11 protein-coding genes are annotated in these 11,634 nt (G+C 45.4%); 8 read left to right on the plus strand and 3 right to left on the minus strand.

The genetic code is table 11. The annotated features are described in order from the left end of the window. Positions 1-13 precede the first annotated feature (13 nt). A complete protein-coding gene (locus tag FS736_RS00690; RefSeq protein WP_144474447.1) occupies positions 14-736 on the plus strand; it encodes an EcsC family protein in 723 nt (240 codons plus the stop codon). A 227-nt stretch (positions 737-963) separates the two neighbouring features. Here FS736_RS00690 and FS736_RS00695 read toward each other — a convergent pair whose 3' ends face one another. Together FS736_RS00695 and FS736_RS00700 are read right to left on the minus strand one after the other, a co-directional pair. Beyond that, positions 964-2,175: a M20 family metallopeptidase gene (locus FS736_RS00695; protein ID WP_186326625.1), complete on the minus strand. Its 1,212-nt coding sequence runs from the start codon at positions 2,173-2,175 to the stop codon at positions 964-966. Between the two features lie 146 nt (positions 2,176-2,321). Continuing rightward, the gene (locus FS736_RS00700; protein ID WP_144474449.1) at positions 2,322-3,713 is read right to left on the minus strand and encodes a hypothetical protein; all 1,392 of its coding nucleotides are present in this window, start codon (positions 3,711-3,713) and stop codon (positions 2,322-2,324) included. A gap of 283 nt (positions 3,714-3,996) precedes the next feature. On the opposite strand from FS736_RS00700, the gene liaF reads away from it, so the two are divergent. The 3 genes from liaF to FS736_RS00715 are packed head-to-tail and all read left to right on the plus strand — an operon-like array spanning position 3,997 to position 6,457. Continuing rightward, positions 3,997-4,770 carry a cell wall-active antibiotics response protein LiaF gene (gene liaF / locus FS736_RS00705; RefSeq protein WP_260983496.1) on the plus strand — a complete coding sequence of 258 codons (774 nt, stop codon included), beginning with the start codon at positions 3,997-3,999 and terminating at the stop codon, positions 4,768-4,770. An 11-nt stretch (positions 4,771-4,781) separates the two neighbouring features. Next, positions 4,782-5,816: a sensor histidine kinase gene (locus tag FS736_RS00710; protein WP_251544603.1), complete on the plus strand. Its 1,035-nt coding sequence runs from the start codon at positions 4,782-4,784 to the stop codon at positions 5,814-5,816. Then, the gene (locus FS736_RS00715) at positions 5,816-6,457 is read left to right on the plus strand and encodes a response regulator transcription factor (protein WP_144474451.1); all 642 of its coding nucleotides are present in this window, start codon (positions 5,816-5,818) and stop codon (positions 6,455-6,457) included. The genes FS736_RS00710 and FS736_RS00715 overlap by 1 nt, the downstream gene beginning before the upstream one ends. A gap of 123 nt (positions 6,458-6,580) precedes the next feature. Here FS736_RS00715 and FS736_RS00720 read toward each other — a convergent pair whose 3' ends face one another. Continuing rightward, the gene (locus FS736_RS00720; protein ID WP_144474452.1) at positions 6,581-7,090 is read right to left on the minus strand and encodes an antibiotic biosynthesis monooxygenase family protein; all 510 of its coding nucleotides are present in this window, start codon (positions 7,088-7,090) and stop codon (positions 6,581-6,583) included. A 286-nt stretch (positions 7,091-7,376) separates the two neighbouring features. Here FS736_RS00720 and hemE point away from each other — a divergent pair, with 286 nt between their 5' ends. The 4 genes from hemE (at position 7,377) to FS736_RS00740 (ending at position 11,597) form a co-directional block, all read left to right on the plus strand. Continuing rightward, entirely contained in the window at positions 7,377-8,423 is a 1,047-nt protein-coding gene (gene hemE / locus FS736_RS00725) for a uroporphyrinogen decarboxylase (protein WP_144474453.1), read from the plus strand. Positions 8,424-8,513: 90 nt separating this feature from the next. Beyond that, positions 8,514-9,458 carry a ferrochelatase gene (gene hemH / locus FS736_RS00730; RefSeq protein ID WP_144474454.1) on the plus strand — a complete coding sequence of 315 codons (945 nt, stop codon included), beginning with the start codon at positions 8,514-8,516 and terminating at the stop codon, positions 9,456-9,458. Positions 9,459-9,477: 19 nt separating this feature from the next. Beyond that, complete coding sequence (hemY, locus tag FS736_RS00735) at positions 9,478-10,905, plus strand: protoporphyrinogen oxidase (protein ID WP_144474455.1); 1,428 nt, start codon at positions 9,478-9,480, stop codon at positions 10,903-10,905. Positions 10,906-11,024: 119 nt separating this feature from the next. Beyond that, positions 11,025-11,597 (plus strand): TetR/AcrR family transcriptional regulator, encoded by a 573-nt coding sequence (locus FS736_RS00740; RefSeq protein WP_144474456.1) that lies wholly within the window; start codon positions 11,025-11,027, stop codon positions 11,595-11,597. Positions 11,598-11,634 lie beyond the last annotated feature (37 nt).

Raw genomic sequence — 11,634 nt, forward strand, 5'->3', positions numbered from 1 at the left:
GGAGTGAAGAGACTTGAATGAGTATGAACTGAGGGCATTTGATGAGGTAATTGCCTGGAAGCGGAAGCTGAATAAACGATCTGGAATATTGGCGCGTGCCTCAAAAAAAGCTCAGACAAAAGTGAACCAGCTAATCCCGGAAAAAGTCCATCAAATCCTCACGGAAAGTATTAAAAACATGGTCAAAGCAACACTTGCTGGCTCGAATTTAACGACGAAAAAGCAGCAGGGAACCGGTTTGACACTTGCCAGCAAGGACGAATTGCTGAACAAGAAACTATCAGGATATAAAAGGACGGCAGCTGTCGAAGGGGCAGGCACTGGTGCTGGCGGAATATTGCTTGGAATGGCAGACTTTCCGCTGCTGTTATCGATTAAAATGAAATTTTTGTTTGAAGCTGCCTCCATATATGGTTTTGACCTTTCGAAATATGAAGAAAGGCTGTTCATCCTCTATGTATTCCAGCTGGCATTTTCGAGCGATGCCCAAAGGAAGCAGACATTGGATGTGCTTGAAAATTGGGAAAGCCGAAAATCAGAGTTGCTGGAACTGGATTGGCAGCAATTTCAACAGGAATACAGAGATTATATTGATTTTGCCAAAATGCTGCAGATGATGCCGGGGATTGGAGCGGTGGTAGGTGCCTATGCTAATTACAATTTGCTTGACCAGCTTGGAGAAACAGCGATGAATGCCTACCGGATGAGGATCCTGCAGACACCGCCACAGATGTGAGAGGCTGGGTTAACGGGCAGGCCTGAAATTATTTCGTGAGCCCGACACCAAAGCGCCTATGAAGCCTGTAGGAAGGCAAAAGGGTGTTGGTCCGTTAACAGGACCCTTATCGGCCATTAAGCAGCTCTGGGTGAACACGAAATTATGTTTTTCTTCGATTTCTGTCCCAATAAAAAATCTGACTGCAGCCAAGTGATTTGTCTGCAGTCAGATATAGTAAGATTTTTTTACGCTAATGTTTCTTGATGGTTATGCTGTTCCTTCGTCTGGTAGTTCAATGCGGCTGAGCAAAGCGCTTTTGCGGCAATGAGCATTGCTTTTTCATCAATGTCGAACCTTGGATGGTGGTGGGGGTAAGATTCAGCACTTTCCGGTTTTGCTCCAGTGAAAAAGAACGTCCCTTTCACATGCTGGAGGTAGTAGGCAAAGTCTTCACCACCCATTTGCAGGTCGCTTTCTTCAATTTTGGTCACTTCCGGCACTTTTGAAGCGCAATCAATCAGGAACTCGGTTTCTGCTGCATGGTTCACTACAGCTGGATAGCCCTTATCATACAAATACTCATAGGTACAGTCGGATGCCAGACATGTTCCCTGAACAACTTTTTCGATTTCGGCCGCGATAAAATCGCGGGTGTTTTCATTGAATGTCCTCACTGTACCAACCAGTCTGGCTTTATCGGCGATGACATTGAAAGCATTATCTGCCACAAACGAGCCCACGGTTACAACGGCAGAATCGACGGGATCCACACGCCTGCTTACGATTTGCTGCAAGTTGGAAACCAGCTGTGCTCCAGCCACAATGGCATCCTTTGTTTTATGTGGCTGGGCACCGTGTCCGCCTTTGCCCTGGATTGATATCTCAAAGCGGTCTGCTGCTGCCATGATCGGACCGATGCGATATTGGACAGTACCTGTCGTCTCACTGGCCCACAGGTGGGTGCCAAAAATGACGTCAACACCTTCGAGGCAGCCGTCTTCAATCATCGAAATGGCGCCGCCTGGTGCATACTCCTCAGCGTGCTGGTGAATCATCACATAAGTTCCGTGAAGATTTTCCCTTGCTTCATGCAATACCTTTGCCAGGACCAGCAATGTCGCTGTATGGCCATCATGTCCACATGCATGCATAACGCCCGGAACGAGGGATTTGTATGGGACATCCTTTTCATCCTGGATTGGAAGGGCATCAAAATCAGCTCTAAGTGCAACTGTTTTGCCCGGTTTGGCTCCATATATTTTTGCGACTACCCCGTTGCCGCCAACATTGGTGCGCACTTCAACCCCAAGCTTCTCATAAAAGGCTGCGATATACCTCGCAGTGTTCTCTTCCTGGAAAGACAATTCTGGATGTTGGTGCATAAAGCGGCGGATTTCCACCATTTCCGGATAAAGATCTTCTATTTTCCTAAAAAGCTGATCCTGCAATTGGTTCATCTCCTTATGTATAATAGTTTGATAATTTTAATAATTATAACATGATTAGAGAATAATAACATTCAAGAATAACAGCAAAAGAAGCTCCCTGATAAAGGAGCTTCATATATAAATGGTGCCATTGAATGGCAGCCAGTGTTTTCAAGCTAAATCAGGAACATTGCCACAATCGTGGTTACGATTAGTCCGATGGTGACAGGCAGGAGGTTGCGCCTTGCCAGCTCGAATGGATCCACACCGCAAATAGCGGCTGCCGGAATAAGTGCCCAGGGTACGAGGGTGCCGCCGCCGACCCAAATTGCGGCAATCTGTCCGAGTGCAGTCAGGGTTGCTGCACCGGCGCCTATGGCAGTCGAGAAAATTGCTGCGACCGATCCAGCCAGGGATATGCCGGAAAATCCTGAGCCATCCAGACCGGTTATCGCTCCCACTGCTGTAAGTGTCACGGCTCCGACTTCGGCATTAAGGGGTACGACAGAAGCCAGCGCCACCCCCAGGTCATTGACGATTCCCTGGGACGTCTCCGGAAGGAACTCACCAATGATTTTCATGAAGCCGGAGTCGCCGAGATAGAAGAAGGCGGCAATCGGGATGACAGCCCCAAAAACCTTGAATCCAAACTGAAAGCCTTCAATGAGGTAGCTGGTCGTTTTTTCAAGACCTTTGTTCTTGTGAGCTGCAAGGGAAATTAGAAGCAGGATAAAAATCGAGGTTCCGCCAACAAGAGCAGTCGCATCGCCGCCCTGAAGGTCAAGGATGGACATTGCGGCAACATCCGCTGCGAACAAAACCGGTACCAGGAGAGCGAAGAACTTCTTCGCACCATCTGTCAGCAAGGTTGGATCACTAGTTTGTTTTAATTCAACATCAACGGAACCGCTGCTTACTAATTTGCCGCTTTTCATATCCCTTTTTAACAGATAAAATGCGGTCACCGTCGTAACAACCCCCATGACAATGACCAATGGGATACTTGCCTGAACCACCGAACTGACGGGTATGCCGGCAGCATCAGCTGTCAGTTTTGGAGCAGCCTGAATGACAAAGTCCCCGGAAAGGGCAATTCCGTGTCCAAAGAGATTCATAGCGACCGCTACGCCAAGGGCAGGAAGCCCGACTCTTACCGCGACTGGCAAAAGGACAGCGCCCATCAAGGCTACTGCTGGAGATGGCCAGAAAAACCAGGATATGCACATCATGACGATCCCAATCGTCCAGTATGCCAGCGCTGGTGTTTTAATCAACCTGGCGAAAGGCGAGATCATCGCATCGTTTATCCCCGTCACGGTAAGCGTCCTGCTCATCGCCACAATGATGGAAATTACAAGAATGGTAGGCAATAGCTCAGTGATGGCATATATGAAACTATTGAAAACACTGCTGACCGAGCCGCTCAAAGAGCCTGTCGCGACGATGGCCAATAAAAAGATTCCGAGGATCGATACAAGCGTTGTATCTCTTTTCATGACCATGAACCCGATGATCAGGAAGATGAATAATACATATATCCAATGAAGTGCTGTTAATTCTATAATCATAAAATATTGCTCCCTTCTGAATGACGTACTGTTATCTGCCTGCACTGAATAGGCAAATTTCCTAATTAAGTACTACAGAATATGATGGAAGCAGAAAGGTGTGAGAAGGATCCTGTAAAAAAATTATCAGTCCCGGGACGGAGGCGAAAAACTTCTCTGGAGGGGAGAAATAAGCTTTTCCTTTTCTTAAAATAGTTATATCAAGCAAGTTTACTAGTGAATTAAAGGGATTTTTTCGAATGAAAAAGAATAATAGAGTAGGAAAGCAAGAAAGAAGGGGAAAGTGTTGCGTACTCGATCGGTGAATCAAATAGCAATGGCTATTGGGCTGGCAGGCGTGGGAATCATTCTTTTGCTCGTCAATTTAGGTGTAATTTCCTTGGAAATAAAAGAGCTTTTTGTCGTTTCTTATCCTTTCGTGCTGTTGGTTTATGGGCTGGTGGCTCTTCTGAAAAAGCAGTTCGGCTGGGGATTGTTCATTGTTGTTTTTTCATCGCTTTTGGTCATGGACCGTCTTGATGTGATTGACTTCAAACTCCTGGACGTGTGGAAGCTCTGGCCGCTGTTCCTGATTTATTTTGGGGTAAGCATGTTAATCGGGAAACGGAAGTTTAAGCTCATCTACCAAACAGAACTGCCATCAGCTAAACAGCTTGAGGATTTTCAAGGAACCGAAGGGAATTCCACTAAGAAAATTCGGGGTGCCTCAATTGGCAAAGTAACATTCAAAGAGCAAAACTGGGCAGTTGAACCAATGGATCTTTATAATATGGTCGGTGAATACTTTATTGATTTCAGCAAAGGCTTCATTCCCGACAAAGAGACGCCGATCAGGGTAAGAGGCTGGGTGGGTGAAGTGAAAATGCTCATCCCGGAGGGAATCCCGGTAAAAGTAAATGCCGTGATCGGCGTAGGTGAAGTAAAGCTGTTCGATTATGCTCAGGAACAAATCAAACATGTGATTGCATATAAATCAGATGACTATGATGATGCCATCAGGAAACTGAACATCACCATTGAGTTGAAGATCGGTTCTGTCAGAATCGACCGTGTTTAGGGGGGAGTGAAATGACAAGTATCCGCTTATGGTTTATTCAGACTTTCTTGATGATGGCATTCATCACTTCCCTCATTCTCTTCATTGGCCTGCAGATTTTCTTATTCATGGTGCCTGACAGCGGCCTCACAACTTCGATGACCTTTTGGTTTTGGCTGTACAGCTTTGTCGTCCTGTCGGCAGCGGGATTCTATTTCAGCCTGCGTGGGAGCTATACAATTAAAGGGCGTCTCAGCGATATCTTATTATTTATTGCTACCTTGCGCAGGGGGAAATTCACAGAAAGGATCATCACCGATGAAAAAGATGAAATCGGCCTGATTTCGGAGGAGCTCAATCAGCTGTCAGAATATCTTCAGGAACAGGTTCATTCCCTGCAAAAGATGGCAGAGGAAAAAACTGAACTGTCCAAAACAGCCAAGTCAGCAGCAATCATGGAGGAAAGACAGAGGCTTGCCAGGGATCTGCATGATGTAGTCAGCCAGCAGCTGTTTGCCCTAAGCATGATGTCATCTGCTTCACTCCGTTGGTTCGATCAGGAACCTGGAAAGGCCAGGAAACAACTGGAGCAGATTTCCGAGATAGCAGGCAAGGCCCAGGGAGAAATGCGGGCGCTCCTTCTGCATCTGAGACCAGTCCAATTAAGCGGGGAGAGTCTTTGCGAAGGAATCGTTAAACTCATTCAGGAATTAAAGCAAAAAACAAACCTTGAATTTGAGGCAAGCATTGATGAAATCGAAAACATTTCCCAGGCTGCAGAAGAGCATATTTTCCGGATCGTCCAGGAAGCACTGTCCAACATCCTGCGACATGCAGATGCGGCAAAAGTGAAAATCTTGCTTGCAGAAGAGAATCAAACGATTCATCTATATATTGGCGATGATGGAAAAGGCTTCGATATTCATGAAGAAAAGATGGCATCTTACGGCTTGAAGACAATGCGGGAGCGTTGCGAACAAATTGGCGGTACCTATACTATCCGTTCAAAAGAAAATGAAGGTACATATATAGAGATCAGGATACCCGCTATGAGGAGAGAAGAATAATGGGGAAAATCAGAGTGGTCGTGGTTGATGATCATGAAATGGTCCGAAAAGGCATCCTTTCCTATTTGGAGACCGAACCGGGCATCGAAATTGTCGGGGAGGCGGACTGCGGTGTAAAGGCTGTATCACTGGTGAAAGACTCGAGGCCGGATGTCGTCCTTATGGATCTTTTAATGGAAAAAGGCACGGGGATTGACGCAACCAGGGAGATATTAAGCTTTTATCCGGAATGCAAAATCATTATCATAACAAGCTTTTACGATGATGATCAGGTTTTTCCGGCAATTGAGGCAGGGGCATTCAGTTATATGCTAAAAACCGCGACAGCAGCAGAAGTCATTGCGGCAATTGAAAAAGCTGCCAGAGGAGAAACGGTGATTGAACCAAAGGTAGCCAACAAAATGATGAGAAAACTGAGGCCGCAAGAACGCAAGCCTCATGATGAACTGACAGAACGTGAGCTGGATGTCCTGAAATGTATTGGCGAAGGCATGACAAACCAGCAGATCAGCGAAGAACTATTCATTGGTGTGAAAACAGTAAAAACACATGTATCCAATATACTCGGAAAATTAGGTTTATCAGACAGGACACAGGCTGCCGTTTATGCAAACCGGAACGGATTGATCAAGATGCCATAAGGAGGGGAGGGTGTCATGGGATGGCATCCTCTTTATTATTCAGCTGAGATAAAGGCACTGATAAGAGCAGGGAACAAAAAAAGCGCCATCCATCACACAAATGGAGGCGCCAAAAGGCGGAAATCATTCGCCTTCAATATAATACTTTGATACATACGATGCACTCTCGAAAATATTTGGCTTGGCGCCATCAATGCCAGCCTCTGTGCCGCGATTCTTATGTGCATGGGCATAGGCCTTGGATTTTTGCCAGTTTTCAAATGAGCTTTCTTTATCCCAGATGGTCATGATGATGTAGGTATTGGAACTCAATGGCCGCAGTACACGGATGGCGACAAATCCTGGTTCGTTCTCAATCATCCTTGGCCGGTTCAGGAAGCGGTCCTCAAAAAGCGGCCTGCCCTCATCGGTTACAGGGATATTATTAAAGACAGCAAAACCTTCATGTCCGAGTGGGCCGGCAGAATCGATCACCTCATATTTCCTCGGAGAACTGAATAATGTTTTCCCTTCCGTCTCATGGACAAGGATGGATGATTCGTTGTTGTTCATCAGGACCATGTTTTCGCCCTGGTGTTTTTCTTTTAATTTCAACAAAAAATCAGCTGTTCCTGATGTAATGAATAGATTCATCTTTTCACCTCATTTTTAAAATTAAGTTCTTCCTTCTATTATAATGATTTTCCCACTTTAATCTATTTTCCCTGTTTTAAAGAAGCTAAAAACAAAAAAACGTCTAATTTTCGACAATTTAAAGCGTTTCCTATGAAATGGGGGCGTAAAAACGATATAGTGTAGTTAGTTTGTTTTTTTATAAAAATGAAGAAGTCTGTTTTCTCATTGGAAATAGGTGTTTTTTATTTCAATCCTTTTATATTACAATGGAATACAGACATTATTGAAAGGTGGACCACACTTAATGAGCAAGATAATCAATGATACTTTCTTAAAAGCAGCCAGAGGGGAAAAAACGGACCATGTCCCTGTATGGTATATGAGACAAGCTGGCCGTTCCCAGCCTGAATATAGAGAGATCAAAGAAAAATATTCCCTCTTCGAGATCACTCATCAGCCTGAACTTTGCGCATATGTAACAAGGCTGCCGGTAGAACAATATGGTGTTGATGCCGCCATCCTTTATAAAGATATCATGACTCCGCTACCAGCTATGGGCGTAGAAGTCGAAATCAAATCAGGCATCGGGCCAGTAATATCGAATCCAATCACATCGCTGTCAGATGTGGAGAAATTGGGCACAATCAATCCAGAGTCTGACATTCCGTATGTTCTCGATACAATTAAGCTTCTTACACAAGAGCAGCTGTCTGTTCCGCTGATCGGGTTTTCCGGTGCACCGTTCACACTTGCAAGCTATATGATCGAAGGCGGACCTTCTAAAAACTATAACAAGACAAAGGCATTTATGTATGCACAACCGGAAGCATGGTACGCATTGATGGAAAAGCTAGCCGATATGGTGATTACTTATGTCAAATCCCAAATCAAAGCCGGAGCTAAAGCGATCCAGATCTTTGACTCATGGGTTGGCGCATTGAATGTCCAGGATTACCGCACATTTATTAAACCAGTCATGAACAGGATTTTCTCGGAACTGAAAAACGAGAATGTGCCATTGATCATGTTTGGAGTGGGTGCAAGCCACCTTGCCCTGGAATGGCATGACCTTCCACTTGATGTAGTTGGTCTTGACTGGCGTTTGCAGATAAGCGAAGCTCGTGAGCTTGGCATCCAGAAAACGGTCATGGGAAATCTTGATCCGGCGATTCTGCTTGCGCCATGGAACGTAATTGAAGAAAAGGCGAAAGCGATCCTTGATCAGGGAATGGCACAGCCTGGCTACATCTTTAACCTTGGACATGGTGTCTTCCCATCAGTTAACCCTGATACGCTGAAAAAATTGACTGCATTTATCCATGAGTATTCTGCCTCAAAGCTGGGCAAATAGTTTCTATTTTCAATCAGAGCATTGGATTTGGTAAATTAGAGCTATTTTTGGCAGAATAAAAGCTTAGAGACTGGAAAAAGAGGTGCAATCATGACGAAGAAAAAAATGGGTTTGCTTGTGATGGCATATGGCACACCTTACAAAGAAGAAGATATAGAACGATACTATACACATATCCGCCACGGACGTCCGCCGGCACCGGAAATGCTTGAAGACCTGCAAAATCGTTATGAAGCGATTGGCGGGATTTCTCCGCTTGCGAAAATCACTGTGGAGCAAGGCGAGAAACTGGAACAGTATTTGAACAGCATCCAGGATGAAGTTGAATTCAAAATGTACCTTGGATTGAAGCATATTGAGCCTTTTATCGAAGACGCTGTAAAGCAAATGCATGAAGACGGAATTGAAGAGGCGGTCAGCATCGTGCTAGCTCCGCATTTTTCAACCTTCAGTGTGAAGTCCTATAATGGCCGGGCAAAAGAAGAAGCAGCCAAGCTGGGCGGACCTGAGATCGTCTCCGTAGAAAGCTGGTATGATGAAAAGAAATTCATCAAATACTGGTCTGACCGTGTGGCAAAAACGTTTGCAGAAATGCCTGCTGATGAGAAGGAAAACTCAGTCTTGATCGTTTCTGCCCACAGCCTTCCGGAGAAAATCCTCCAGATGGGCGATCCATATCCTGCACAATTGAAGAAAACAGCAGACTTGATTGCCAAGCAGGCCGGTGTAAAGAATTACGCGGTAGGCTGGCAAAGCGCCGGCAATACCCCGGAACCCTGGCTTGGACCAGATGTCCAGGATTTGACAAGAGAGCTGTTTGAAGAGCATGGCTACAAAGCTTTTGTGTATGTACCAGCCGGATTTGTTTCCGAGCATCTTGAAGTGCTGTATGACAATGATTATGAATGCAAGGTCGTGACGGATGAAATCGGGGCCAGCTATTACAGACCGCCAATGCCGAATGCAGAACCGGAATTCATTGACGCTATGGCAGATGTCATTTTAAAGAAGCTGTCATCTTCAAGCCAAATCTAGTAAAAGAAGGCGATTTACCGTGACAGATACGAAAAGAGTGGTAATTATAGGGGGAGGCATCACTGGTTTGGCTGCTGCGTATTATTTGCAAAAGCATGCCAGGGAAAACGAGCTTCCTTTGGATGTAAAACTGGTGGAAGCTTCCCACCGTGTTGGCGGGAAAATGCAGACCTATGTAAAAGATGGCTTCGTCATTGAAAGAGGGCCGGATTCCTTTCTTGAACGAAAAGAAAGTGCAGGCCGTCTGGCGAGAGAAGTCGGCTTAGGTGATAAATTAGTCAATAACAGTACAGGCAAATCGTACGTGCTCGTTAAGGACAAGCTTCACCCTATTCCAGGCGGAGCCGTGATGGGAATCCCTACTCAGATCGGTCCATTTGTTACAACAGGTTTGTTTTCATGGCCGGGTAAATTCCGGGCTGCCGGCGACTTCTTCATGCCTCCTTCCAAAGTGGAAGGAGACCAGTCACTCGGGGAGTTTTTCCGTCGCAGGCTTGGTGACGAAGTGGTCGAGAATTTGATAGAACCTTTGCTCTCGGGTATTTACGCCGGGGATATTGATAACATGAGTTTATTGTCCACTTTCCCGCAATTTTATCAGACAGAGCAGAAATACGGGAGTCTGATACTTGGGACTAAGAAATCAACACCGGCCCCGAAAAAGAAGCCTGCTGAAAGCGGACAGGTGAAGAAAAAAGGGATGTTCCTGACTGTGACGTCTGGTCTGCAGTCGTTTGTTGATGCGATCGAATCAAAGCTTGAGTCAGGTTCAGTCATCAAGGGAATCCGGGTCGATAAAGTGAGCAAAAAGGAGCATGGTTACCGTTTGAAGCTGAGCAGCGGTGAGACGCTGGATGCAGACAGCATTCTTGTAGCTGCACCGCATGAAGCAGCCCTGCATATGTTCGCTGATCATGAACACATCTTTGACCCATTCCGCGACATGCCTTCAACATCAGTGGCAACGGTGGCGATGGCGTTTCCGGAAAGTGTCATAAAAGAAGATATCGATGGCACAGGTTTCGTCGTCTCCAGGAACAGTGATTACACAATCACAGCCTGCACATGGACACATAAAAAGTGGCCCCATACGACACCAGAGGGAAAAGTTCTGCTCCGTCTTTATGTCGGCAGACCAGGTGACGAGGCAATTGTCGAGCTGTCGGATGATGAAATCATAAAAATTGCATTGGAAGATTTGAATAAAACAATGGATATTCAGGCGCAGCCAGACTTTGCGGTCGTTTCCCGCTGGAAGGAAGCAATGCCGCAGTATACGGTCGGACACAAGCAGAGAGTGGCAAATTTGAAGACTGACCTTGAAAAGGAACTTCCTGGCGTCTTTGTAGGAGGAAGCTCTTTTGAAGGAGTCGGTCTTCCCGACTGCATCGACCAGGGGGAAGCTGCGGTCGAAAAAATACTTGGATATTTGCAGCTTAACCGATAAAAAACCCTTTTCTAAGGGTTTTTTATTTTACATACTTGCCACAGTGAAAAAGATGTGATAAATTAACTTGTGACGAAATGACCGTTTTTCTCATTCAGTCATTTTATGGAGGTGTAATCATGGCAATCGACCGGAGGCAGCAGATCATTGATGCGGCAAACAACTCTTTTTCTCTTTACGGCTATAAGGCAACGACAATTGATCAGGTCGCAAAGCTGGCGAATGTAGGGAAAGGGACAATCTATACTTTCTTCAAAAATAAAGAAGAGCTTTTCGATGAAATTATTAACGGCCTTATCAAAGAAATGGGAGAGGTCGCAATTGAAGCTGTGAATCCAGCAGATTCTTTTTACGAAAATGTCCACAGAGCTTTATATCGGCTGCTGGAGTTCCGTAAAAAGCATCAGCTGACGATAAAGCTTTCCCAGGAAGCACGGGACATTGGGACCCCTGCTGTTGTGGAGGTCATGGATAAGCTTGAATCTGCCATCCTGGGTTTCATTAAGGATAAAGTCATCCAGGCAATCGAAAAGGGCGAAATAAAGGAATGCGACCCGGAAATCACTTCTTTCATCATGATGAAGCTTTATATTGCATTGATTTTTGACTGGGAAAAGAAAAACAAGCCGCTGGAAAAAGCGCAAATTTCAGAGCTGTTTGAGTTCTATATTTTCAAAGGATTGTCTCATTAGGAGGGAGTCCTTATTTTCAGCACATAATTGACCAAAT

Source organism: Cytobacillus oceanisediminis 2691 (assembly GCF_007678455.1).
GTDB classification, from domain to species: Bacteria; Bacillota; Bacilli; order Bacillales; family Cytobacillaceae; genus Mesobacillus; species Mesobacillus oceanisediminis_A.

Bases quoted from the DNA above. Each gene is read 5' to 3' on its own strand.
- FS736_RS00715 (WP_144474451.1), top strand. From the start codon at position 5,816: ATGGGGAAAATCAGAGTGGTCGTGGTTGATGATCATGAAATGGTCCGA.
- FS736_RS00740 (WP_144474456.1), top strand. From the start codon at position 11,025: ATGGCAATCGACCGGAGGCAGCAGATCATTGATGCGGCAAACAACTCT.
- FS736_RS00695 (WP_186326625.1), bottom strand. From the start codon at position 2,175: ATGAACCAATTGCAGGATCAGCTTTTTAGGAAAATAGAAGATCTTTAT.
- FS736_RS00720 (WP_144474452.1), bottom strand. From the start codon at position 7,090: ATGAATCTATTCATTACATCAGGAACAGCTGATTTTTTGTTGAAATTA.
- FS736_RS00710 (WP_251544603.1), top strand. From the start codon at position 4,782: ATGACAAGTATCCGCTTATGGTTTATTCAGACTTTCTTGATGATGGCA.
- hemH (WP_144474454.1), top strand. From the start codon at position 8,514: ATGACGAAGAAAAAAATGGGTTTGCTTGTGATGGCATATGGCACACCT.
- hemE (WP_144474453.1), top strand. From the start codon at position 7,377: ATGAGCAAGATAATCAATGATACTTTCTTAAAAGCAGCCAGAGGGGAA.
- FS736_RS00700 (WP_144474449.1), bottom strand. From the start codon at position 3,713: ATGATTATAGAATTAACAGCACTTCATTGGATATATGTATTATTCATC.